This is a genomic window from Streptomyces pilosus (assembly GCF_014649835.1).
Taxonomy (GTDB): Bacteria; Actinomycetota; Actinomycetes; order Streptomycetales; family Streptomycetaceae; genus Streptomyces; species Streptomyces pilosus.
The window spans coordinates 189,247-214,271 of record NZ_BMTU01000009.1 but is presented as its reverse complement, the minus strand read 5'-3'; the positions used below and the strand labels follow the sequence as shown (position 1 = coordinate 214,271).

The window sequence follows — 25,025 nt, the reverse complement described above, 5'->3', positions numbered from 1 at the left end:
TGGGGCGGACCGGACCGTGCCGCCGGCGCTTCACGGTGTCGGTGGTGTCGTCGTCCGGCAGTCGGGGACGCCGTCGAGCCACGCCGGTCCCTTGATGTAGATGTTGGTCACCCACGCCTTGTAGTCCGGCAGGTACGACCACACGTCGTTGGTGTAGCCCTCGGAGGTGACCCACTCGGCGTGCTTCTGGCAGTGGACGCGGACGGTGGTGGAGTACGGGAAGGCGTAGACGCGGGCGGCGGCGAGGGAGGGCTCGGCCTTGGTCCACACGCCGGTGCCCCAGGTCTGGTGGATGTGCCCGGTGACCTGGCCGGTGTTGACGCGGACGGCGCCGAAGTAGCCGCTCAGGCGGACGTCGCTGACCATCAGCCGGGTGCCCGACTCCTTGGCCTCGACCATCTTGCCCGCGCCGAGGTAGATGGCGATGTGGTGCAGGTCCTGCGGGGTGCCCCAGGCGAGCAGGTCGCCCGGGAGCAGCGGGGACAAGCCCTGGGCGGCGGTGAAGCGGGCGGCGGCGCGGTGCGTGTAGTACTGCCGGCTCGCGATGCCGTCGAGGATGTCGGAGCCCGCCGCCTCGGCGTAGGCGTGGCGGACCAGGCCCGAGCAGTCGAAGCCGAGGCGCTCGGGGTCGTGTGCGCTGTCCGGGTCGGTCGGGTCGACCTGGCCGTACGTCGGGCCCGGCCGGGCGCCGTGCCCGCCCCCCCACGTGTACCAGGTGCCGGCCGCGACCTCGGCGCAGGCGGCGGCGATCGCGCGTTCGGCCGCGGCGGAGGCCCCGGGCGCGAGGGCGCCGCACGTGTCGGCGGCCGTTCGCGGCGCGGGGGCCGCGGTGTCGGCCGCGGCGGCGGACACCGGCGTCCAGAAGAGGAGGGCCAGGAGGACGATCAGTGTGCGGATGAGACCGGTCCGGCGGAGCATGCCAGGACCCCCGTTTCCTGTGGCTGTCGAGAGAAGTGGTCGCTCAGGAGCCTGCTGGCCGCGCCCCGTTCGTGTCGAGCGTCCCGGCGTCGCCTCCCGTCGACGGGCAACGGGAAACACCTGGGAAACCCGCGCCGAGCAGGCCGGTCGGTCCTCACACCGCCGGTCCCGGTCAGGTCGCCGGTCCCGGTCAGGTCGCCGGTCCCGTCAGTCCGGTGCGGCGCAGGGGCCCGTGTCGGAGAGGCGTACGTCGGGCAGGAGCTTCGCGCGCGCGTCCGCGTCGATGCTCGTGCCGAGCCGGCAGATCCGCTCCAGCCGGGCCTCGGGGTCGAGGTCCCACAGCCGTACGGTGCCGTCCGTGCCGGCGCTGGCCACGGTGCGCCCGCCGGGGGCGAAGGTGACGCTCCACACCGGGTCGGTGTGGCCCGTCAGCGTCGCCCACGGGCGCCGTCCGGCGACGTCCCACAGCCGCACCGTACGGTCGTTGCCGCTGCTGGCGAGGGTGCGGCCGTCGGGGGCGAAGGCGATGCCCCGGGTGGAGCCGATGTGACCGTTCAGCACGGCCTCGGGGCGGCGTTCGCGGACGTCCCAGAGCCGTACGGTGCCGTCGTTGCCGCTGCTGGCCAGGGTCCGTCCGTCCGGGGTGAAGGTCACACCGCGGACCGCGCCGGTGTGACCGTTCAGCGTGCCGAGCGGGCGGTGCGAGGAGACGTCCCAGAGCCGTACGGTCAGGTCGTCGGAGGCGCTCGCCAGGGTCCGGCCGCCGCGGTCGAAGGCGACGCCGTTGACGAAGTCCCGGTGGCCGGTCAGTGTCGCCAGCGGCGCGCGCCGCGTCACGTCCCACAGCCGCACGGTGCGGTCGGCGCCGGCCGAGGCGAGCATCCGGCCGCCGGGGGCGAAGTCGAGGGAGAAGACCTGCCCGGTGTGGCCGCTGAGGGCCGCCAGCGGTTTTCGCGCTCTCACGTCCCACAGCCGGATCGTGCCGTCGGAACCCGCCGACGCCAGCGTCCGCCCGTCGGGCGTGAAGGACACGGCGAGGACCGCCTCGGTGTGCCCCCGCAGCGTCGCCAGGAGCCGGCGGCCGCGCACCTCCCACAGGCGTACCGTGTGGTCGGCGTCGGCGGTGGCCAGCAGTCGCCCGTCGGGGCTGTACCGGACCTGCCAGACCTGGGTGAACGGACGGGTCGTCAACGCCGGCCCGGACAGATCCCAGAGCACCACGGACCGGTCGAATCCGGCCGTGGCGAGCAGGGTGCCGGTGGAGGTCACGGCCGCTCCCATCACGTAGTCGGTGTGGCCGGCGAGCACGGCGGTCTGCCGGCCGCCGCGGGCGTCCCACAGCCTGGTGGTCCCGTCGCCGACCGCGCCGACGACCGTGGCGCCTCCGTGCGTGTACGCGACGGCGTTGATGTCGTCGCTGCTCCCGGAGAGCGTCGCGTCGAGCCGCCCGCCCCGCACGTCCCACAGCCGTACCGTCCGGTCGACTCCTCCGGAGGCCACCTCACGGCCGTCCGGGGAGAACACCGCGCCCAGTACTTCGTCGGTGTGCCCCTCGAGCACGGCGAGGGGCCGGGCCCGGCCGGTGTCCCACAGCCGCACCGTGCGGTCGGCTCCGGCGGAGACGAGGGTCCGGCCGTCGTGGACGTGGTCCAGGGCGTTGACCGCTCCCGTGTGCCCGCGCAGGGAGGCGGTGAGGCGGGGTGTGCGCGTGGTGTCCCACAACTGCACCGGCCCGCGTGCGGTCGCGACGGCGAGCCGGTGGCCGCGGGGGTCGAAGGACAGCGCCCGGGCGCCCTGCGTGGTGTCGGCGAGCACGGCCTTCCGGCGGCGCTCGGCGACGTCCCAGAGGCTCACCGGCCCGCGCGCCGACGTCGCCGCGAGAGTGCGTCCGTCGGGGCTGAAGGCGATCGCGCGGACGGGCCCGGACACGGTGAACGTGGCGGTCGTACGGTGGTCCGACACCCTGCGCAGCGTCACCGTCCCGTCGGAACTGCCCGTCGCCAGGGTCCGGTCGTCCGGTGCGAAGACCACCGTGTTGACCGGACCGCGGTGACCGGCCAGCCGGGCGGAGAAGGGCTGGGACTGCGTGCTCAGCAGCGCCCCGCGCGCCTCGGCGGTGGCGTGGGCGCGGTAGGCCTCCCCGGCCAGCAGCATCGACGCCTCCGGCCGGCCCCCGGCGAGCGAGGCCGACCGCACGGCGAGCGCCTGGGAACGTGCGACGCGTTCCTGGCCGAGGGCGCTCTCGCGCTGCTGGTAGGCGAGGCCGCCGGCGGTCAAAGCGAGTCCCAGCAGGACGGCGAGCGTGGCGAGCATGGACTGGCGGAGCCGGATCTGGCGCCTGGCCTGCCGCTCGTGGGCCTCCCGCGCGGCCAGGCTCGCCCGGAGGAACGCCTCCTCGCCGGAGCCGAGGCGGCTCCAGCCGTCCAGTTCGTCGGCCCAGGAGCGCACGGTGCTCAGCCGGGTGCCGCGGTACAGCGCGGACGGGTCACGGCCCTCGCGCTCCCATTCGGCGGCGGCGTGCGCGAGTTGCTGGTGCAGGAGCAGTCCGGCACGGTCGGCCCGGATCCAGTCCCGCAGCCGCGGCCAGGCGTGCAGCAGGGCCTCATGGGTGATCTCGACCGTGTCACTGTCCAGCGTGATCAGCCGGGCCCGTACGAAGGCGTCGAGCGCGGCCAAGGCGCCGTCCGCGTCGGCGAACTGCTCCCTCAGGGCCGCCCCGCTCGCCCGCCGTCGGGTCGCCCCGCCGCCGTCGGTGACGTACACCAGACGGGACAGGACGCGGCGGAGCGTCTGCTGCTCGGCCGGGTAGAGCCCGGCGAAGACGCTCTCGGCGGTCCGCGCGACCGCGCCCCGGATCCCGCCGGCCCGCTCGTACCCGGCGACGGTCAGCACGGACCCCTCGCGGCGCTGCCAGGTGGCCAGCAGGGCGTGGGAGACCAGCGGGAGGACGCCGGAGGGGATCGCGTCGGCTCCGCCACCGGTGTCCGTCCCGCCGCCGGGCGGCGGGCCTCCGTTTCCGTCGCGCAGCCCCGCGTCGCGCAGCAGCAGGGGCATCAGACCCGGCTGGAGGGTCAGTCCGGCCAGGTCCGCGGGCCGGGTGACGGACTCGCGCAACTCCCCCACGGACATGGGCGGCAGGACGAACAGTCCGTGGCTGAGGACCGGGGCGAGCTCGGGAAGGTCGAGGCAGTGTCCGGTGAAGTCGGCCCGGACGCCGAGCACCACGACGGCGGGCCCGTGGGCGCTCTCCTCCGGCCGGGGGGCGGCCAGCGCACCGAGCACCCGGACGAAGGAGCGCCGCTCGTCCGCGTCCGCGCAGAGAGTGAAGAGCTCCTCGAACTGGTCGACGATCAGCACCGGGCGGCAGGGCGGGGGCGGGCGCTCCCCGGACGCCACCGGCGGATCGCCCACCATCGCGCGTACGGCGGCCAGCAGCGCGCCGGGATCGCCGCGCACGTCCTCGACGGTGACGGCGAGGTCCCCGCCCACCGCCTTCGCGGTGCGCTCCAGCAGTTCGTCCAGGGGCCGCGCGGTGGGGGTGAACGTCACCACCGGCCACCGGTCGGCGCCCGGCATGGGGAGGTCGCCGCGCCGCAGGGCGGGCACCAGTCCGGCGTTGAGCAGCGACGACTTGCCCGCGCCCGAGGGCGCGACGAGCATCAGCGGGCCGCTCCCCACCCGCTCGAAGACCCGTTCCACCAGTGCGGCCGTCGCGCGTTCCCGGCCGAAGAACCAGTCCGCCTCCTGCGGCGTGAACGCCGACAGACCGCGGTACGGGCAGGCCCCGCCGGACTGCCCGCCGTGAGCGGCGGCTTCCGCACCGGTCCCGCCGTCGGCGGGTGGCCGTCTCCCCTCCACGCGTTCGGAGAGGTCTACGAGTCCGAGCAACTCCCCGTCGGCGTCGAGCACTCGGTCGCAGATACGGGCGATGTCGGCGGTCGCCCGTTTCGCGCCGGTCTCGATCTTGCTGAGGTAGCCCTTGCTGTAGTGCGTCCTGCGCGCCAGATCGGCCAGGGACAGGCCGCGTGCCTGTCTGAGTCGTCTTAGTTCCGCGGGGAAGGAAGGCGTGGTCAGCGCGTCCCGATCCCGCTCGTAGCCGTGGTCGGCTTCCTGTCCGTGCTGCGGATCTCCCACGGAGTCCCCCATGCGGTCCGGCCGTGAGACGGTGGAGGTCCAGGCTACTGCCGGGGCGGTAAGGGCACCCAAACCTTTCACCCGGTATGACGAAAACGCGGACGCCCGGAACCATGGGGTGGTTCCGGGCGTCCGCGTCCCGTCCAGTCGCTCGCTGCCGCACACGCACGCACGGGCGGGTCGGATCGGGGCGGGTCGGGCCTGAGCGGGTCGGGTCAGGTCAGGAAGGCCCCGCAGGCGCTGCGGGACACCCAACGGTGCGAGGAGATGGTGTCGTTCGCGTTGACGCCGTTGGTGAACCGGTTGTCGGTCAGGTTGTCGGCGTAGAGCTCGCCCGGCGCGAGACAGGCGTGGCCGCCGCCGAAGCCGGAGTTCTCGTAGAACGCGACGTGGTCGAGGCCGCCGGTGAAACCGCGGTTCATGACGGACGTCGCCCTGTCCTGCGAGCCGACCCACCAGTCGCTGTTGCCCGCGGTGCCGATGAGCTGGGCGCCCGAGCAGTCCAGGTTTTCCCAGGCGTACATGTAGCCGTTGCGCGGCCCCCACTTGCTGTCGCAGCCCGGCCCGGCGACGGTGTTCCCGGCCGCCTGCGAGGCGGTGGCGGGCACGACGACGCCCAGGGCGGTGAGCCCGAGGAGGGCGGCCGTGACGGTGAACTTGCGCATGCTGATTTCCCCTCGTTCTGTGTGATGGTGTGATGCGTCGGTGCGGGCGCACCGGACTCTGGCGGCCCGGCGTGCCCCCACCGGGGGCGGTGTCCGCCCCGGAGCGCGCGGACGTGGTCAGCTCCGCTCCGGAACGATGCGCACCGCCCGGTCGTAGGCCCGCCGGCCGAGATGCCGGTAGGTGTCGATGTCCTCACCGAACCGGTCCCGCAGGCGGTCCAGGTAGTACGCCTCCCGTGCCGTGGCCACGGCACGCAGGGAGGTCTCGCGGGCACAGGCGGCATCGGCGACGGCGGTCTTCCGTTCGACGGCGAACGCCTCGTCGGCGCGGGCCGCGCCCAGCCGGGCGGTGTTGGCCCGGACGGCCTCGCGGGCCGCCTGGGGATCGTCGTGGGGCCGGCCCGCCTCCTTCATGCAGCGGGACCAGGCCCGTACCGCGGCGGTCAGCCGGCGGTCCCCCATCAGGTCCTTGCCGTAGAGCGCGTTGAGGCCGGTGGCGATCTTGCCGGTGCGGTACCACTCGGCCGGGTCACCGAACAGTGCGCGCTCGGCCTCCTCCGTGCAGCCGCCCACCCGTTTGCGCGTCTCCCCGCCGCCCGGCAGCGCCGCCGTGAGCATGCGGGCGTCACCGCCGCCGTCGAGCGCGGCGTCGAAGGCGGCACGCCGGGACGGGGAGAGGCCCCGGCGGTAGGTCCCGTTGGGGTTGCTCTCGTGGACACGCAGGCTCTTCGCCTCGATCCGGCCGCCGTACCCGTGGGCACGGGCCCAGGCCACGTCGTCCTGCACGTAGCGCACCGGGCGGCTCTCCCGGAGCGTCAGGCCCCGGTCCTCCCGGTAGGTGAAGCCCTGGCGGTTCATGCACTGCCTGGTCAGGCGTTGCTGGGCGTCGGCGATGCGCAGTTCCTGTCGCCAGGTCAGTGCCGGGGGCTTCGGACGCGGGTCCTGCCGCGCCCGGTCGTCGCCGCCGTCAACTCCCCCGGCACATCCGGTCGTGACGGCCGCCACGACCACGCACCAGGACACGAGTACCCGCCTCATGACCCCGCCCCCTTCACCGCCGCTCGCTGACGGATCCAGAGTTGCCCCGCTGCCGGCGGAGGTCGACGGGTTTCCTGTTGCCCGCCGGGACGGCCGACCGGGAAACAAGGCGTGAGCAGGGGGAACGAGGGGGAGCCCGGAGGGGGAGGCAACCCGTTGGCGACGGCGGGGCGACGCACCGGGGCCACCGCTCGACGGACGTGGTGATCGAGATCGCCCGCGACGAGAAGGGATCGGTCACCGTGTTCCCGGCGCCGGCCGCGGCGGCGCGGGCGCGCCGGTGCTCACGGTCGGTGTCCGCGGGGTGGGTAACCCCGGGCCGTCGCGGTCTCCTGTGTCCGCACGGTCCCGGATGCCCCGCCGTGGCAGGTGGTCGGCTCACGGGGCGCCGACCACCTGCGGGGCCGTCCGGGCGGTGCGTCAGACAGGCAGCGCGTGCAGTTTGTCGCCGTGCAGGGCGAAGACGCGCTCGCCGTCGGTGGCCACCAGCCAGGCGTGGTGGTCGCCGGTCCCGTCGTTGAACGTCCATCGCACATCGCCGGTCTTCGCGTCCATCGCGATGATGCCGCCGTCCTTGTCCAGGTCCGTGGCCCCGTAGAGGGTGCCGCCCGCCTTGACGTACTGCCGCGGCACCTGGAGTCCCGCGTCCGCGAGGGCCTTCGACTGCCAGAGCGGCTTGCCGGTCCGCGGGTCGACGGCCCGCAGCGTCCTGGCGCTGTCGGCGATGTAGAGCACCTCCTCCACGACGGCCGGCTCCTTGAAGAGAGCGAGCTCCGTCGCTTCCAGCGACCACTTCTCCTGGCCGTCGGCGAGGCCGAACGCCTGGATCCTCTTCTCCTGCGGGACGATCACCAGGTCCTCGTGGACGGCGAAGAAGCCGTAGTTCGTCCTGGTCGTCTTCCGTGTCCACACCTGGCCGCCGGTGGCCGTGTCGCGCACGGTGAGGTTCTGCTTGAAGTCGGTGTAGACGAGGTGGCGGCCGCGGACGGCGGCGTGGATGCCGTTCTGCACGGTGCCGAGGTCGCGCTGTTCCTTCCAGGCGATCCTGCCGGTGGTGCTGTCGAGGGCCGCGATGACGTTGGTCTTCGACGACCCGTCGTCCTCGAGGATCTCGGCGATGACGTACACCTGCTTCTCGTCCACCGCGATGGGCTGCGGCTGCCGGTAGCCCTTGCCCAGGCGGCTGCGCCAGGTCTCCTCGCCCGAGGCCGGGTCGTATCCGGTGACGGTGCCGTCGTACCGGCTGCTTGCCAGGTACAGCGTGTCCTTGCCGAGCAGCAGGGGTGCTCCGGGGACCGTGCCGCCCGGCACGGACCACTTCTGCTTGCCGGTCGCGGTGTCGAGGGCGGCCAGCGGGGTGCCGCCGGCGATCACCGCGCCGCCCGCGATCACGAGTTCGTCGTTGTCTCCGTAGGTCTCGGCCGAGGTCGTCCTCGTCCACAGCGGCTCGGGAGCCTTGCCGTCTCCGCCCGTGGTACCACCGTCACCCGGCTTCCTGGCGTCGCCCCCGGGCTGCTCACCGCCGGCGTTTCCGGGGTCCTCGGCGTCCACGGCTCCGTCGTCGCAGCCGACCGTACCGGCGGTCAGGGCCACCAGCGCGAGAGCGCCGCCGGCCAGGCGCAACATCCGCCGGCGGGACGCGGTCCGGGACATCCGGGACGACGACCCGAACGATCTGTCGTACGCCATACCGTTTCTCCTGGCCATTCGTCCTACCCCCGTGATGCGTCGAGCGGGTTCACCAACATGAAGGGTCCACGCCGTCGCTGAACGTACGGACGTACACCCCTGTGCCAGGGAACGCTAGACGAGACTTCGCCGTACGTGCTGCCGCGCGGCACAACCGGGACGGCACCGTGAAACGATCGAGACAACGACACCGGCATCGGGTTCCGGCCGTACCGGCGCGCCCCGCGTGCCCCGTGCGTCCGGCCCGTCAACTCCGCGCGCCGCTCGAAGACATGACGGATGGCAGGCCCGGCATGTACCCGCTGCGTTCAACCTATTGACACGTGCATTACATGGGCTTTACGTTCCGGCCATCTGAGAGCGCTCTCAGAGCCTCCCCCTGTCACGACTTGAGGTGACGCATGCCATCCCCACGCACCAGACCGGCAACCGTTCTGCTGCTGGCCTCGGCCCTCGCCGCCGTGGGCCTCGGCCCGGCCGCCGCACCGGCGGCCGCCGCCACCGTTCCCGTAGGCTCCGGCAGTTACTCCGACACCCGGCCCCCCGGCACGTCGGGCCCCACCACCAACACGGGGACCCCGGTCACGCCCAAGGTGACCGCCGCCGCGAAGAACCGGCCGGTGCCCACCAACGACTGGTGGTCCTCCCTCGCCTTCCAGCGCTACGGCGACAACCCGTACTCGACCCCCATGTACGGGCACCCCCTCACCTACCAGGCGACCGCCGGCGGACTCGACGTCGGCTATCCGACGAGCCCCACGATCGTCGGCGAAGGCCGCCAGTACGAGTACGCCCACAAGCGCGACCTGACCATCGGGCTGACCGGCCTCAACTCCCCCGACACGAAGGCCGACGACTGGTCCGACTGGACCGTCACCCCGTACTGGTCCGACGGCGCCCGCACCCTGCGCACGACCATCGGTCACGGCTCCCCGTTCGTATACGCCAAGGGATCCGGCGGCAACGCGCAGATCACCACGGCCGGCGCGCCCACCGTCTTCGCCGACCAGGGCAACGTGCTCGGCATCACCGTCGCCGGGCACCACTACGCCCTCTTCGCGCCGACGGGCAGCGACTGGAACGTCGCCGGATCGACCGTCACCGCGGGGCTCGGTTCCAAGGACTACTTCTCGGTCGCCGTGCTGCCCTCCACCGGCGCGCTGGCGACCTTCAAGAAGTACGCCTACAGCTTCGTCACGGGTTCCAAGGTCACCTGGAACTACGGCGGAGGCACCGTGGGGGCGACCTACACGCTCACCACCGAGGCGAAGGAGGGCACCGAGCGCGGTACGCTCCAGGCCCTCTACCGCCACCAGTGGCTGAACACCAAGGACGCCCTCACGTCCTACACCTACGTCTCACCGCGCGGCACGATGAAGGTCCGCGAGTCGGCCTCCTTCACCACCAGCCAGAAGGCGTCGCCGGTGCTGCCCGCGCTGCCCAAGTCGAACGGCGTGGACGCCGCCCGGCTGCGCGGATACCTGAACGACGTCGTGAACGCCTCCGACCCGTTCTCCGGAGCCACGGACACCTACTGGACCGGCAAGGCCCTCGGCCGCCTCGCCCAACTCGTTCCGGTGGCCGACCAGATCGGTGAGACCGCCGTCCGCGACCGGATGCTCGGCCTGATGAAGGGCAAGCTGCAGGACTGGTTCACGGCGGGAGGCGCGAACGAGTTCAGCTACGACAAGGACTGGAAGACGCTCACCGGTTACCCCGCCTCCTACGGCAGCGACACCGAACTGAACGACCACCACTTCCACTACGGCTACTACGTCTACGCGGCGGCGATCATCGCCCAGTACGACCCGGCGTGGGCCGCCGACTCCGCCTGGGGCGGCATGGTCAAGACCCTCGTGCGGGACACCGCCAACCCCAGCCGCACCGACACCGCCTACCCGTTCCTGCGCGGCTTCGACGTGTACGCGGGCCACGGCTGGGCCTCCGGGCACCAGGGCTTCGCCGCCGGCAACAACCAGGAGTCCTCCTCCGAGTCCACCAACCTCAGCACCGCGCTGATCCTGTGGGGCTCCGCCACCGGCGACACCTCGCTGCGTGACCTCGGCACCTTCCTGCTGACCACCGAGTCGGAGTCGATCGCCCAGTACTGGTTCGACGCCGACGAGCAGGTCTTCCCGTCCTCCTTCGGTCACGACACGGCCGGCATGGTGTGGGGCAGCGGCGCGGCGTACGCCACCTGGTGGACCGCCAACCCCGAGGAGATCCACGGCATCAACGTCCTGCCCGTGACCGGCGGTTCGCTGCACCTCGGCGGTGAGAAGGCAGCCATCCGGCGCAACATCGCGGAGATGGAGCGGGAGAACGGCGGCCCGGCGGTCGAATGGCGGGACCTGCTCTGGGAGTTCGAGTCCTTCGCCGACCCGGCCACGGCCAAGGCCAAGTGGGACGCCGGCCACGCCGGCTACACGCCGGAGGAGGGCGAGTCGAAGGCGCACACCTACCACTGGATCAACACCTTCGCCGCGCTCGGCGCCCCGGACACCAGCGTGTCCGGTGACATCCCCACCTCGGCCGTCTTCACCAAGGGCACGACCCGGACCTATGCGGCCCACAACCACGGGTCCACGGCCCGCACCGTGACCTTCTCCGACGGCAAGACCCTCTCCGTGCCGGCACGTTCCACCGCGACCGGCAGTGGGACCGGGTCCACGGACCCCGACCCGGACCCGGAGCCGCCCACCGGCAACACCTTCCAGCTGCGCGGCGGCGGCGTGCTGACCACGGCGACCGGCGGCACGGCGGGCAGCGACACCATCGCCTCCGCCGGTGGCACCAACCGCGACGGCACCCCGTACCAGCCCCTCGTCTACCAGGTCCGCGGCGTCAACGGCACGCTCACCCCGGGCGCACAGACCGCCTTCCGGCTCCAGGTGGACGCGGGCACCACGGTGGGTCTCGGCCAGCAGGCGCGGGTGAGCTACGACTTCACCGGCGACGGCAGCTTCGACCGGACCGAGACGTACCACTACTTCGCGACCGACCCGGTCACCGGCTGGGAGGAGTACACGCAGGCCCGCGGGCTCAAGGCGTCCACGGGCAGCCTCGGCAACCTCAGCGGCGGCACCGTGCGCCTCGAGGTGTGGAGCGCCATCGGCAACGGCACCTCCAAGCTCCAGACCGGCACGGACAAGTCCGTCCTGGTGATCCCCTACAGCTGAACCGGCGACAGCGGTGCGGCGGTGACCGGCGTCCGGCCGGTCACCGCCGCACCGGCATGTCCGGGAGCCGGCCCTGATCGCGCGTGACGTCCCTGACGTACACCACACCGTCCACGGACGGCAGTTGGGCCGGATCGAGTGGGGCGTAGCCGTAGTACGGGGAGACCCGGACGCCGGGGGGTGTGTCGCCGAGGGCGGTGGACAGGCGGGCGGCGTCGAGGAGGTACCGGTCCCCGGGGAGGCCGTGGAGGAGCCCTTCCAGGGTGTCCGGGGCCGGGGTGTCGACTCCGTGGTGGCGGAGTGTGCCGAGGGCGGTGGCCAGGAAGGCGTACTCCTCGCCGAGGTGGGTGCTCACGAGGGCGCCGGCGCTCCACCACCGGAGCAGTGGGTGGTTCCACATGCGCAGGGAGCTCTTGTCCCGCTGGAGGTGGCTGTTGTGGGCGTGCACGAGGGCCGGGCCCCGTGCGGTGAGGGCGAGGAGGTTGTCCGCCATCATGGCGTCCCGCGTGGCCAGCAGGTGGGTCATGCGGGACGGTGAGGAGTCGGCCATCCAGGAGTGGTAGCGCAGCAGACCGGTGGCGGTGCGCGCGTACAGGCGGGCCGTGTGCCGGTCGTCGGGCGAGGTCGCCGTGACCAGCTGGGGCGCCTGTGTGTCCAGCAGTGCGGTGAGATCGTCGGCGAGCAGGCGCAGCTCCCGGGCTTCGGGGGTGCGGCCGACGGACCGGGACGGGTCCGTCATCACCTCCGGATCGGACCACGGTTCGTCCGGGCCGAGGAGACGGTCGAGCGTGTCCGGGGTGCAGGGGAGCAGATCCGGGTCGAGGTGCGCCGCGAGGTAGGCGTGCAGGGCGGTGAGGACCCGCCGCGGGCTCTCGGCCCCGGTGATCTCCAGGGGACCGTCGATACCGGCGAAGCGGACCCGGTCGGGTGCCGGGCGGTCCTCGTTGAACTCCCGCATCCAGTGCACGAGCCGGCGGTTGGCCGCTGACGCGCCCCAGCCGTGGCTGAGGCCGTGCTCCATCACCTCGTCGAGGGTTCCGGTGCCGGTGGTGACGTACGCGTCCACGCGCAGGCCCCTCAGGCAGTCGGTCTCCAGCGCGATCGTCCGGTAGCCCTGTTGCTCGACGAGTTGCCGGAAGAGATCGTTGCGCAGGTCGAGGAGGGTGTCCTCACCGTGGGTGGGCTCGCCCAGGGCGAGCAGGCGCGGGCGGACGGGGAGCAGCTCGGTCACGGCCGCGGCGTCGACGGAATGGGCGATGTCCTTGATGTCGGATGCCATGCCTTCAACGGTATCGTTGAACTTCCGGTGGAGATTTGGGCGCGGTAATGTGCGCTGCCGTGGGGCGCAACCTTCAAAGCGGTGAGAAGCTCAGGCCGGTCGACCTGGCACGGCGGCACGGTCTGTCCGCGCAGGCGGTCCGGAACTACGAGGAGGCCGGCATCCTTCCCGCCGCCGCGCGTTCAGCGCACGGATACCGCCTCTACACCCCGCTGCACGCCCATGCCCTGCGGGCCTTCCTCGCCCTGGTGCCCGCTCACGGTCACCCGACGGCGACGGCGATCATGCAGGCGGTGAACCGGGGCGCCGTCGACGAGGCGCTGCATCTGATCGACCTGGGTCACGCCCAACTGCTGGACGACCGGGGCACGCTCCGGGCCGTCGAGAGGGCCCTGCGTGACCTCTCCCCCGGGACGGGCCCCGAGCGCGACGCCTCGCCGGCCCGGTCCCGCCGCGTGTTCATCGGCCCGTTGGCCGAGGAACTCGGCATCCGCCCGGCGACGCTGCGCAAGTGGGAGGACGCCGGGCTGGTGCGGCCGGGCCGCGACCCGGTGACCGGGTACCGGGTCTACGGCGAGGCCGATGTGCGTGATGCCCGGTTGGTGCACCAGCTCCGACGCGGTGGTCACCTGTTGGAGCAGATCGCTCCGCTGTTGGCGCGGGTGCGGGAAGCCGGTGGACTGGAGCCTCTGGAGGGGGCGCTGCGCGACTGGCACGGACGGTTGTCGGCTCGCTCACGAGCGATGCTGAACGGCGCCGCCGAGCTGGAGACGTACCTGCGCGCACGCGGCTGAAGGGGCCTCCGCGGCCGGGCGGGTGCGGCTGCGGCCGGGCGGGTGCCGCTGCGGCCGGGCGGGTGCCGCTGCGGCCGGGCGGGTGCCGCTTCAGATCCAGCCGTGGGCGAACACGTCGGTGGGCGACTCGGCGAGCCCGTCCAGGCGCAGGCCGGCACGGTGCACCGATCCGTCCCGCGCGATCAGCAGATCGGGTACGTCGGTCTCGTAGAACCGGAGGTGTCCCAGGACGCCCACGGTGGTGGTGCGCGCGCCGAGCCACCGCACGAGGCGGCCCAGGTCGTCGAACTCGTCGGGATGCACCTCCTGGCGTGCGGACAGCGCCCATCCCCTGCTGCCGAGGTGCAGTTCCCCGACGAGGACACCGTCGATCTTCCAGGCCGGTCCTCGTGACGCGAGGAGGGGATACTCGTACGCCTCGTCGTGCCGGTCCGACCCGCCCGCGACCCCGCCCTCGGCCTCCGCGTCGCCCCCGGCCTCGCCCAGATGCCAGCGCAGCAGGTCGAGTTCCGGGGCGGGGAGGGAGTCCGGGAGGTGCAGGGCGAGCTGGAGTTCGTGGACGTCGGCCATGGGGCCGAAGCCTACGTTCCGCGTGCCCGACGCCCCCGGTCGGGCCCGGTCAGTGGTGGACGCGGAGAGCCTTCAGCAACATCGGGAGCGAGGCGTGCAGTTCGCGCTCCCAATAGGCCCAGGTGTGCGTGCCGGGGCCGTAGAAGTGGGTGGTGACGTGCCTGGCGCCGAGGCGCTTCAACTCGGCTGCCAGGGCGTGGTTCTGGCGGTTGAAGTCGGCCTCGAGGGCGCTGGTGGCACCTGGGGCGTCCAGGGGGCCGGTGCCGCCGTCGCCGCAGGACAGGTAGACGGGGAGCGACGTGAGGCGCGCCGCCAGGTGGAACGGGTCGTGGGCCCGCCAGATACGGCGCTGGGCGACCGGATCGCCCCAGACGCGGAGCGGATCGTTGCCCTGGCCTGCGAAGAAGCCCATGACACGGCCGACCGACTCGTCGTTCAGGAGTGGGTGGGCGGAGCCGGAGTAGGCGGCGGCCGCCCTGAACATCCCGGGGTGGCGCGCGGCGTACTGCAGGGCGCCCTGACCGCCCATCGAGAGGCCCGCCACGACGCGGTCGCGGCCGGCGCCCCAGTCGCGTTCGAGGAGGTGCCGCAGCTCGACGGTGTGGAAGGTCTCCCAGGCCGGGTCGCCGCCCTCGCCATGGTTCCACCAGTCGCTGTACCAGCCGTTCCAGCCGGCCTCGGGCATGACGACGAGCACGTCGCGCAGGCTGTCGGTGTCCGCCACGTCGGTCATCGCGGTCCAGGACGTGTAGTCGCCGCAGCAGCCGTGCAGGAGCCAGAGCGTGGGCCAGTGCCGGCGCCGGTCGTCCGGGTTCCAGCCGTCGGGGGTGAGGAGGCGGACCTCGACCGTCCGGCCGCCGAGCGCCGGGGAGCGGACGGACAGGTCGACCTGGCGGTCCGCGACCCGGGTGACCGCGACGACCTCGGCGCCGCGCGGCACGGAGGTGCGGGAGGTGTCGGTGGCCTCGGCCGGCGCGCCGGCTCCGGCGAGTGCCGGGGTGGTGGGCGCGAGGGTGAGGAGAAGGAGGGCGAGGACGAGGCGGAGGCGGGTTCGTAAGAGGGTCAGGACGGCGGTCACGGCGGCTCCCTGCGGGTGCGGTGCGTCGCTGCATGAACGGTTCGACCGGGCTCGGGGGCGGACGCGCCCCGAGGCAGCATCCACCACGGAGGGCGGTCCGCGACAGTGCCGGGACCCGGCTTCCGGGGCCGCAGGGCGGGGCTCAGGGGGGCTGCACCGGAGGGCCGGCGTGGTACGAACCGCGACGCGCCTACATTCCTCGCTGCTGCGTACAACCTTTCCGTGACGTTGCAGGTCACCTCCGGTGTGTACGTGCGATTCCCGCACGGGTCGGCCGAGCCGGGCCGGCCTGTGACGCGGTTCTCCCCGCTCACGCTCCCCGAGCGCGAGCACCCGCCCGCCTTCGGCGACGGCTGCGGCTGCGGCTGCGGCTGCGGCGCGACGACGCCTCGCCGGGAAGCCGGCCCCGACCCGGCCGGCGGATGCCGGCGTCGGAGTGGGCACCGGACGGGGTTACCTCACTCCCCCACCGCGCCCGCCCCGGGCCAAGGCCCTTACACACCCCCGCTGCCTGAGGAAACCCACGTTGATCGACAGCACCACCCCCGGCAGGGACGGATCGGCTCCCGTCCCGCCACCGGCCGCCCCTTCCCCCTCGGAGGTGCGCGCGGAACGCCGCCGGCTCATCGGAGCGATCGGTGCCCTGCGCCGCCTCCTCTCCGAACGCCCCGCCTTCGAGGTCGCCGACCGGCGACGCCTGGGCCACGAGGTGCGGAAGCGTGAGCGCGTCGAGGCCGCCCACGGCAAGAAACTCGCCCGCCTCGCCGAAGAACGGGCCCGTCGGGAAGCCTCGCTGACGCACCGGCTCGACGCGCTGGACGGCGAACGCGAACGCCGGGAGGGCCAGGCGCTGTCGGTCCTGCGCCGCCAGTCCGTCGAGCGGACACTCGGCACCACCTACCTCACCGCCAACGAGGTGAGCGGCATCGGGACCGGCCTCGTCCGCAGCCTGGCGGCGCAGGGGATCAGGACCGCCGCCGACTTCCACGACGTCGGCTGGGGCAAGGCGCCGAACGGCAAGGGCGGTGAGGTCCTCTACCTCCACCGCACCAAGGGCGGCAAGGTCCACATCAACGGCATCGGCGAGCACCGCGGCCGCCCGCTGCTGGAGTGGCGCCGGGCCGCCCTCGCCCGTGCGGAGGCACGCGCCCCGCGCAAGCTGCCCCCGGACGAACGACACCGGATCACCGAGATCATCGAAGCCGAGCGGGGCCGGCTGCGCGAGGAACTGGCAGAGGTCCCGCGATCCGCCGAGACGGCGCGCGCGGAAGCCGTACGACATCACGGCGAGGCCCTCGACCTGCTCGGCACCGCCGAACGGGAGGCCGCGCGGCTCGCCGCCGTGCGCCGGGCGGAGTTCGACACGATGGCCGAACAGCTCAGGGACCTCCAGGGGCAGTTGTCCGCCCACATGGATGCCCACGGAGACGTGGGCCGCCGCGTCCGCCGTGCGCAGCAGCGGGCGCTCCGCCCGGCACCTCAGGCGCCGCCCCTGCCCGGCATCCCCTCCCCCCGCACGCCGGGGACGCCGGGGACGCCGCCAGCCGGGATCGGCCTCGGCAGGGTCACGGACGGGGCCGGAGCGCGGCCGGTTCCGGGAGTCCGGGCGCACCCGGGCTGGCTGGTCCCGATCCTCTACTTCTGCTTCACCACCGTCGTCGGTGTGGGCGAACTGGCGGACAACACGGCTCACCCCGCCACGATGATCGCCTCCCGGCTCGTCGCTCTCACCGCCACCGCCGAGCTCCTGCGGCTGTGGATACCCCGCGTGCGCACGAGAACCGCCGGACCGATGCCCGGCGGGTGCGGCCTGCAGACCTCGGGAGTGTTCCTCGCCCTGACCGCGGTCGGCATGTTCGAGGACGCGAAGACCGACGTCTTCGCGATCGCCTGCGTCGTGTCCGTACTCGCCGCGGTGCTCTTCCTCGCGGGAACGGTCAGCCGCGTCACGGCCGGTGACCGCACCGGCGAGGACACCCCCTAGTCCGCTCCACCGCCTGCTCACCGTCCGCCGCCGGCACGGCCTCCCGCGACGGCAGCCCCGCTGCCCTCCGGGCCCGGCCGGCGGCCCGGAGGGCGTTGTCAGTGGTGGTCGGTAGATTCCTTTCCGTCCCGCCGGTCCGGCGAGGACGTCCCCCTTTCCGCATGCTTGGGAGTGGTGTGTTGTCCGTCTGGGAGAGGTCGAGTACGGCGCGGGTGGTGCCGTCGGCACGGCCGCGGAAGCTGGCCAAGGTGCCGTTCGTCGAGTTGGCGGACGGGCGGCTGCAGGGTGTGGTGTCGAGTGGGTCGGACATCGGGCGGGTGTACGTGTCGTCGGTCGCGGCGGGGACGTACGCGTTCTCGTGCAGCACCAACAACAACCGGCCCTGCGGCGGGGCACGCGGGTCGTTCTGCAACCACATACGCGCGCTGATCGGTGAGGCCGTGCTGCAGTACGGCGTCGAGCGCGTCGCCCGCTACCTGAAGGTCGAGCTCCCCGAGCAGGACGCCGACGCACACCGGATCACCGGCGCCATGACCTCGACGCGGCCCGCCCAGGGCGACAGTTCGGCGGCGGCCCAGGTGTTCAGCCGGTTCCTGCGGCACCTGTCCTACCTCGAACTCACGCCGACGACCCTTCCGTTGCCGGAGATGCAGTGGTTCCCGACGACGAGGGCGGTGGCCTGATGCGCGCCGACCTGCTGACCGACGCCGTCGAGGGGCTCGACGAAGCCTTGGCCGCCGTGGACGGATTCGACGAGGCGCTGGTCGACGGGCTGCTGCGCCCGCAGCCCGCGCAGGCCGCCGGGCTCGCCGGGCTCGCCGACGCGGTGGCCGGATCGCCGCTGGCCGGGCGGGTCGCCGAGGCCGCCGGGAAGACGGCGGCCGGCGCGGCCGGAGAGGACCACTTCGTGGCGCTCGCCGCGGCGCGCACCGCGCTCCTCGGCTCCGTGCACGACGCGCTCCTCGCCCGGATCGACGAGGCCGTCGGGCGGCCGGGCGCGGAGGAGAGCGGCCCCGCGCCGGCCGGCGACGACGACCGTGCGGTCAACCTGCTGATCGCCGCCCGCGGTTGGCTGTGCGACCTGGCACGGGCCGGATGGCGGGGGATCGACCACGAGCTGGTCGCCGGGGCCGCGCCGGTCGTGTCCGCGATGCTGCCCGAGCCCGGGCTGCGCCGGACGGCCGCGCTGCTCGACGGTTTCGCCGCCGAGCTCGCCGCCTCCTGTCCCGGGGCGACGCTGGAGCGTGTCCCGGTGCGGCGGTGGGCCGACCTGTGGGCGCGGGCCGTGCTGCTGACGCTGCCCGGGGCTGCGTCCGCCCCCGCCGTGACCGGGGCGACCGGCCGTCTGCTGCCGCTCGGTGTGGACGTCCAGGAGCACGCGACCGCCGTACAGGCGCAGGTGCACGGGGTGTTCGAGCCGGCGGACGGTGGCGCGCCGCGGCTGGTGCGGGCCAGTGTCTCCGCACCGAAGCCCGACAGTGTCGTCGGGGCGGGGCTGTGGCAGTTGCTCCGGCCGCGCATGTCCCTGCTCGCGGCCGTGAGCGAGGGGCGGGCCGTGGAGCTGGACGCGATGCCCGTCACCGGCGAGGGCGATCTGGTGTGGGACGACGAGCGGGCACGGACGGGCGAACCCGCGGACGTGTTCGCCACCGCGCGGGTGGCCCTGCCCTCCGCGGTCGCCGCTCCCGTCGCGCCCCTGGACCGGCACCCGGTGCGGATCGCCGTGCCCGTGCTGCTGGAGGGGTACGGCGTGGAGGAAGGCGAGGAAGGGACGGTCCTGGAGGTCGCCGGGGTACGTCTGGCCGTGGACGTCGACCGGGTCCCGGCCGCCGGTCCGCTCACGCCGGAGGCCGTCGCCTCGTCCGGCGCGTGCGTCGGGCTGCTGCGCTGGGACGCCGGGCGGTTCCTGCTCCAGCCGCTCGCCGTCGAGCGGACCGTGCGGAAGAAGGGCGTCGCCGTGCACGCCGGGGCCTGGGCCGGGGGGACGACCGACAAGGCCGGTGTGCGGGCCGAGAAGGCGGCCACCGATGCCGTCGCCGTGCTGCGGGAGCGGGCGGGAAGGCTGCTGCGGAAATGAGCGAGGTGAGCATCGCAGGGGTTCCGGCGCCCGCGCCCGAACCCGATGAGAACCGGCGGCAGGTGCTGTACTGGCGGCTGCTGGCCCGGCTGTTCGACCCGGAGGAGCAGGCATCCCTGGAGTCGGCGAGCCTCGCCGTGGTCGAGGACGTCGGACTCCCGGCGGCGCTGCTCGACCCTGGGGCGTCGGTCGACTCCGTGGTGCAGCGGCATCCGGAGCTGGCGGCCGAGTTCGACGGGCTGATGACGCCGGCGCCGGACGAGGAGGGCACGCGTGACCGGGCGGCGGAGGTACGGCGCGCCGCGCTCGCCTCCAAGGTGCTGCTCAACGTCTTCGCCTCCGGTTCCGGTGCCGTCACCGCCGAGCAGTTGGCCCGCTGGCAGTCCGACGCGGGCTGGCTGGAGCGGGCGCTGGGCTGCCGGCCCGGCGACCTGCGCGGAGGCCGCGGCGGCACGAACCGGGCGGGGGCCGGCGGGGGCGTCTCTCCGACCGGTACCGGTGTCGGCGGGCCCACGCCCGACCTCAGCCGGCTGATACCGGGGATCGGGCCGGAGCTGGGGGCCATCGAGGCAGGTCTGGTCAAGCGGATGCGGTTGCGTGAGGTGCTGGCCGACCCGGCGCTGGCGTCGCAGCTGACGCCGAGCATGTCCCTGATCGAGCAGTTGCTGCGGGACAAGGACAACCTCTCCGGGGTGGCCCTGGCCAACGCCAAGGCGCTGATCCGGCGCTACGTCGACGAGGTCGCCCAGGTGCTGCGCAGCCAGGTGGAGAAGGCGACCGTCGGGGAGATCGACCGGTCCGTGCCGCCCAAGCGGGTCTTCCGCAACCTCGACCTCGACCGCACCATATGGAAGAACCTCACCAACTGGAGCCCGGAGGAGGAGCGGCTCTACGTCGACCGGCTCTACTACCGGCACACCAGCCGCAAGACGACACCGCAGCGGCTGATCGTGGTGGTGGACCAGTCGGGTTCCATGGTCGACTCGATGGTCAACTGCACCATCCTGGCGTCCATCTTCGCCGGGCTGCCGAAGGTCGACGTGCACCTCATCGCGTACGACACGCAGGCGCTGGACCTCACCCCGTGGTCGCACGACCCGTTCGAGACGCTGCTGCGCACCAAGCTCGGCGGGGGCACCGACGGCACCGTCGCCATGGCGCTCGCCCGGCCCAAGATCGCCGAGCCGCGCAACACGGTCGTGGTGTGGATCTCCGACTTCTACGAATGGCGCACGCACGAGCTGTTCGAGAGCATGGCCGCCGTGCACCGCTCGGGGGCGAAGTTCATCCCGGTGGGTTCGGTGACCAGCGGCGGCCGCGGCAGCGTCAACCCGTGGTTCCGGGAGAAGTTCAAGGACCTCGGTACGCCGGTGATCTCCGGCCACATCAAGAAGCTCGTGCACGAGCTCAAGACGTTCCTCACGTGAGTCGACCGTGCGGCGTCACCCCTGACTCTCTTCGATCCCCGTACGAAAGGCCTTCCCTCATGTCCGACCTGCTGCGCGCGCCCGCCGAGATCAAGTACGCCGAGGAGCTCGACTGGCTGGAGTCGATCGACGACGGCCCCAAGCCGTTCTCGTGGCGCCTGTCGCCGAAGATGGTCCGTCTGTTCATCCTCGGTTCCGAGCGGGCCGACGGACTGGACCGGGAGGTGTCGCAGAAGTGGTTCGGTGACCGGAGCTTCGTCGAGCGGTCCATCGTCACCCTCGCCTCCGACCGGGGCCTGCTGCTCATCGGTGACCCGGGCACGGGCAAGAGCTGGCTCGCGGAGCTGCTGTCCGCCGCGATCTGCCGCAACTCCACGCTGGTCGTGCAGGGCACGGCCGGCACCACCGAGGACCACATCAAGTACTCGTGGAACGTGTCGATGGTGATCGCCAAGGGGCAGTCGCGGGAGTCGATGATCCCCTCGCCGATCATGACCGCGATGGAGGCCGGGGCCATCGGCCGCTTCGAGGAGCTGACCCGGTCCACGAGCGACGTGCAGGACGCGCTGATCTCCATCCTCTCCGAGAAGTACATCTCGGTTCCCGAGCTGGAGAGCGGGGGCGGCGACGACAACATCGTGTTCGCCAAGCCGGGCTTCTCGATCATCGCCACGGCCAACAGCCGTGACCGGGGCGTCAACGACCTGTCGTCCGCGCTCAAGCGGCGCTTCAACTTCGTCCGCATCCCGGTCGTGACGAACAAGAAGAGCGAGGCGGAGATCGTCCGCTTCCGCACCGAGGAACTGCTGCGCCGGCACGCGATCGACCTGGACGTGCCGCCGACCCTGCTCGACGTGCTGCTGCAGAGCTTCGCCGACCTGCGCGCCTCGGCCGCGGCGGCCGGCAGCGACGACGAGAAGCTGGAGTCGGCGCTGTCCACGGCCGAACAGATCGGTGTGCTGGAGGACGCCGTCCTGCACAGCAACTTCTTCGGCGAGCGGGCCCTCACCGCCCGCACCCTCGCCTCGTCACTGGTCGGTTCGCTGACCCGGCGCGAGCCGGAGGACCTGGCCATCCTCAACAAGTACCTGCACGGGGTCGTCGAGCCGCGCAGCAAGGAGCAGGGCGGCTCCTGGCCCGAGTTCCTGGAGGGCGGCCGCGACGCGATCGCGACGCTGTCATGAGCGGGCCGCAGGAGAGCACGTCGTTCGCCGCGCTGCGCGGACAGCTCCAGGAGGCCGCCGCCACCTTCGCGGGCGGGCCGGACGCCCTGGAGGGCATCCTGCTCGGCATGGTCGACGACGTGGACCGGGCGGTGCGCGAGCCGCTGGAGATCTTCCCCGTCTGTCACCACTCCCCCGCCTCCGCGCTCGCCATGGCCCGCCGGCTGCGCGAGAAGCAGCCGAAGGTCGTGTACCTGGAGCTGTGCGAGGACATGGCGCCGCTGCTGACCGAGCTGCGCAACTGCCGGCTGCCGGTGGCGGTGCAGGCCTTCGCCGGTGACATCGACGGCTTCCCCCAGGAGTGGGCGCCGCTGTCGGTCGTCGCGCCGATCACCGAGGCGTCGGCCGAGTGCCAGGCGATCGCGTACGCGCTGGACACGCCCGGGGTGGAACTGGTCCTCGTCGACCGGTCCTCCGACCACGTGTTCCAGTGGGACAGCAGGGGCGAGCACGCCCCCGAGGACCGTGCGGGGGCCGAGCAGCCGGAGGGGACGGAGGCCGCGCTGCACGGTGAGGCCGTCGGCGTCGAGATCGGCGACCTGCGTCCGCGCTTCGCCGAGCTGGAGGAGCATCTGCTGCGCCACGGCAAGGTGCGGCACTGGTCGGAGTGGTGGCACCAGTACGTCGAGGTGCCGCTCGGCGGCAGCGCCGCCGACCACGACACCTACCGTCAGGTGATGTTCCTCATCGGCAGCCTGTTCCGGCGGCTCGCCCCCGGGGACGGCACGCGGGTGCGGGTCGACGAGGACCGCGAGCGGTACATGTGGACGCGGATGCGCGAACACCTGGCGGCGACCGGCACGGACCCGGAGGACTGCCTGTACGTGTGCGGGGCGTTCCACGCGGCCAGCCGGGTCGAGGAGTTCGGGGTGCACGGCGCCTCCGGGACGTTCACGATCTCGCCGCGCACCGCCACCACCTGGCAGTACGGGCTGATCCCGTCCAGCCACGCGGCGATCGAGGCGCAGTTCGGCCTGGCGGCGGGCTCGGTGTCGATCGCGGCGACGGAGTGGGCGAAGAGCCTGAAGCGGACCCGGGTGAAGCCCTACCGGCTGGACGGCCAGGCGGGGACGAAGAAGTCCGCGAAGAAGGCGGTGGCCGCCGCCCCGGCCGTCCCCGCGCCGCCTGCGGCCGCCGGGGACAGACTGTCCGGGTTCCTGCGCCGGCCGCCCGTGCTCGACGCGCTGGACGAGGCGGAACTGCTGGGCTGGTCGGTGGACATCGTGCGGGCGGCCCGGCGCAACGGCTACCTCGCCTCCACCGCCGACGCCATCGCCGTGTTCGAGACGTCGATCCTGCTCGCCGGGATGCGGGACCGCGCCAAGCCGACGCCGTACGACTTCCAGGACGCGGCGGTCACCTGCATCGAGAAGGACAGCGTTCCCGGGCGGCGGGACGTGCGCCGGCTCGTCGACATCATGATGGGCGGCGACCGGATCGGACAGGTCGGCTACGAGGCGCTGCCGCCGCTCGCCCGCGACGTGTACGACCGGCTCGAACCGCTGGGGCTGAAGCTGCAGCAGCGGGGCGTGCAGCGGGCGTTGCTCGACATGACGTCCCGGCCGGAACTGGAGGCGTGCTCCGACGTGCTGTGGATGCTGCGGCGGCTGATGCCGCACGGCGCGGCACGGCCGATCATGGGCGAGCGGCGGCTCGGGGAGCGGTCGATCCAGGAGTCCTGGGACCTGGCGGTCGGCACCCACCAGCGGGCCCTCATCGAGCTCGGCTACGAGGGCGTCAGCCTGGAACAGGTGCTGGAGCAGCGGTTGCGGCGCGACGCCTACGGGCCGCAGGCGACCACGGCGGACGTGCTGGCGGCGGTCGAGGACACGCTCCTGTACCTGCGCGGCCGGCGCCTGGCCGACGAGCTCGGCACGCACGCGCTGAAGGTGCTGGCCGCCGAGCGCAGTGTCGACGGGGCGCCGGAGGTGCTGCGCCGGGCGCGTGCGCTGCTGGCGTACTACCGCACCCACGAGCCGGCGCTGCCGGGCTGGATCGAGTCCTTCGTCAAGACGGGCTACGCGCACTACTGCACCCTGCTGCCGACGGCGTTCCGCGACGAGGACGCGACGGTGGGGCAGGTGGCGGCGATGCTGGGCTTCCTGTTCAGCATGGAGAGCCTGGCGCTGTCCCTCGGCTGCGACCGGGCGCAGCTGGAGCTCGCGGTCGCGCAGTGCCACCCGGAGGACCCGGAGAAGACGGCACTGCTGTGGGCGGCGCAGGTGCAGCTCGGCACCCTGTCCCGGGGCGAACTGCGGGCCCGCTGTGCGGCCTTGCTGGACAACCCGTTGGTGGTGCCAGCCTATCCGCGCTATCTCAGCGGTTTCGTGCACGCGCTGGGGCCCGTGCCGGGGCTGGCGGACGTGGTCGTGGAGGCGGTGTCGAACGCCTTCGGGCGGCTGCCGGACGCGGTACTGCTGCCGTGGCTGCCGCTCCTGATCACCACCCTGCGGTCGGGCGCCGCGGACCTCGCCCCACTGCTGATCCGCGAGGCCGGGCGGATCTTCCCGGGCCGGCTGGAGGCACTGGACGCGTGGGTGCCGCCGTGGCGGATGCCGCAGACGAGTCCGTCCGCCGCGAAGCCCGTGGCCGATGTCCGCCGTGGGGCGGCACTGCTCACGGCGCACCCGGCGGCCTGCGACGCGATGGCGGAGCTGCTCGGCTGCGACGACGGGTGGGCACGTCCCGAGGCCCCGGCTCGGCCGGGCGCGGCGTTGCTTACCGCACATCCGGGGGCGTGCGACGCGGTGGCGGCGCTGCTGGGCTGCGACGGCGGGTGGGCGGCGGCGTCCGGTCCGTGCCCGGCGGGCGCCGTGCTGACGACCCGGCACCCGGCGGCCGCCGGGGCTCTGGAGTCGCTGCTCGCCAGCACGTGACAGCCGTGGCCGGGTCCCCGTCCGGGACCCGGCCACCCTGAAACCGGTCCCCTCCGCGTCCGCAGGGTACAGAAGTGATGCGGACCCGCTGTCC

At 73.1% G+C, this 25,025-nt stretch carries 16 protein-coding genes; 8 read left to right on the top strand and 8 right to left on the bottom strand.

The window, feature by feature from the left end; genetic code table 11:
- Window positions 1-30 precede the first annotated feature (30 nt).
- The 5 genes from IE118_RS22670 to IE118_RS22650 form a co-directional block, all read right to left on the bottom strand.
- Window positions 31-918 carry a C40 family peptidase gene (locus IE118_RS22670; protein WP_189559832.1) on the bottom strand — a complete coding sequence of 296 codons (888 nt, stop codon included), beginning with the start codon at window positions 916-918 and terminating at the stop codon, window positions 31-33.
- Window positions 919-1,125: 207 nt separating this feature from the next.
- Window positions 1,126-5,052, bottom strand: a complete 3,927-nt coding sequence (locus tag IE118_RS22665) for an nSTAND1 domain-containing NTPase (RefSeq protein ID WP_189559831.1) — start codon at window positions 5,050-5,052, stop codon at window positions 1,126-1,128.
- Between the two features lie 215 nt (window positions 5,053-5,267).
- Entirely contained in the window at window positions 5,268-5,717 is a 450-nt protein-coding gene (locus IE118_RS22660; RefSeq protein WP_189559830.1) for a hypothetical protein, read from the bottom strand.
- 117 nt (window positions 5,718-5,834) lie between these two features.
- The gene (locus IE118_RS22655; RefSeq protein ID WP_229846898.1) at window positions 5,835-6,755 is read right to left on the bottom strand and encodes a hypothetical protein; all 921 of its coding nucleotides are present in this window, start codon (window positions 6,753-6,755) and stop codon (window positions 5,835-5,837) included.
- Between the two features lie 420 nt (window positions 6,756-7,175).
- Window positions 7,176-8,462 (bottom strand): PQQ-binding-like beta-propeller repeat protein, encoded by a 1,287-nt coding sequence (locus IE118_RS22650; protein WP_189559829.1) that lies wholly within the window; start codon window positions 8,460-8,462, stop codon window positions 7,176-7,178.
- Window positions 8,463-8,845: 383 nt separating this feature from the next.
- Between IE118_RS22650 and IE118_RS22645 the strand changes: the two genes are divergently transcribed.
- The gene (locus IE118_RS22645; RefSeq protein ID WP_189559828.1) at window positions 8,846-11,623 is read left to right on the top strand and encodes a glycosyl hydrolase; all 2,778 of its coding nucleotides are present in this window, start codon (window positions 8,846-8,848) and stop codon (window positions 11,621-11,623) included.
- A gap of 40 nt (window positions 11,624-11,663) precedes the next feature.
- Here the strand turns inward: IE118_RS22645 and IE118_RS22640 are convergent, their stop codons facing one another.
- Window positions 11,664-12,902 (bottom strand): erythromycin esterase family protein, encoded by a 1,239-nt coding sequence (locus IE118_RS22640; protein ID WP_189559827.1) that lies wholly within the window; start codon window positions 12,900-12,902, stop codon window positions 11,664-11,666.
- Between the two features lie 59 nt (window positions 12,903-12,961).
- Between IE118_RS22640 and IE118_RS34485 the strand changes: the two genes are divergently transcribed.
- A complete protein-coding gene (locus IE118_RS34485) occupies window positions 12,962-13,696 on the top strand; it encodes a TioE family transcriptional regulator (RefSeq protein WP_189559826.1) in 735 nt (244 codons plus the stop codon).
- A gap of 90 nt (window positions 13,697-13,786) precedes the next feature.
- Here the strand turns inward: IE118_RS34485 and IE118_RS22630 are convergent, their stop codons facing one another.
- Window positions 13,787-14,266: a hypothetical protein gene (locus IE118_RS22630; protein ID WP_189559825.1), complete on the bottom strand. Its 480-nt coding sequence runs from the start codon at window positions 14,264-14,266 to the stop codon at window positions 13,787-13,789.
- Window positions 14,267-14,315: 49 nt separating this feature from the next.
- Window positions 14,316-15,344 carry an alpha/beta hydrolase gene (locus IE118_RS22625; protein ID WP_189559824.1) on the bottom strand — a complete coding sequence of 343 codons (1,029 nt, stop codon included), beginning with the start codon at window positions 15,342-15,344 and terminating at the stop codon, window positions 14,316-14,318.
- 526 nt (window positions 15,345-15,870) lie between these two features.
- Between IE118_RS22625 and IE118_RS22620 the strand changes: the two genes are divergently transcribed.
- From IE118_RS22620 to IE118_RS22595, 6 genes are all read left to right on the top strand, one after another.
- Window positions 15,871-17,328: a DNA polymerase Y subunit UmuC family protein gene (locus IE118_RS22620; protein WP_189559823.1), complete on the top strand. Its 1,458-nt coding sequence runs from the start codon at window positions 15,871-15,873 to the stop codon at window positions 17,326-17,328.
- 179 nt (window positions 17,329-17,507) lie between these two features.
- Window positions 17,508-18,011, top strand: a complete 504-nt coding sequence (locus IE118_RS22615; protein WP_229846897.1) for a hypothetical protein — start codon at window positions 17,508-17,510, stop codon at window positions 18,009-18,011.
- Complete coding sequence (locus IE118_RS22610) at window positions 17,981-19,405, top strand: hypothetical protein (protein ID WP_229846896.1); 1,425 nt, start codon at window positions 17,981-17,983, stop codon at window positions 19,403-19,405. Before IE118_RS22615 ends, IE118_RS22610 begins: the two co-directional genes overlap by 31 nt.
- Window positions 19,402-20,832 carry a vWA domain-containing protein gene (locus tag IE118_RS22605; RefSeq protein WP_189559821.1) on the top strand — a complete coding sequence of 477 codons (1,431 nt, stop codon included), beginning with the start codon at window positions 19,402-19,404 and terminating at the stop codon, window positions 20,830-20,832. Before IE118_RS22610 ends, IE118_RS22605 begins: the two co-directional genes overlap by 4 nt.
- Before the next feature lie 59 nt (window positions 20,833-20,891).
- Window positions 20,892-22,016: an ATP-binding protein gene (locus IE118_RS22600; RefSeq protein WP_189559820.1), complete on the top strand. Its 1,125-nt coding sequence runs from the start codon at window positions 20,892-20,894 to the stop codon at window positions 22,014-22,016.
- On the top strand, window positions 22,013-24,931 hold the full coding sequence (locus tag IE118_RS22595) for a DUF5682 family protein (RefSeq protein ID WP_189559819.1): 2,919 nt from the start codon (window positions 22,013-22,015) through the stop codon (window positions 24,929-24,931). Before IE118_RS22600 ends, IE118_RS22595 begins: the two co-directional genes overlap by 4 nt.
- Window positions 24,932-25,025: the final 94 nt, after the last annotated feature.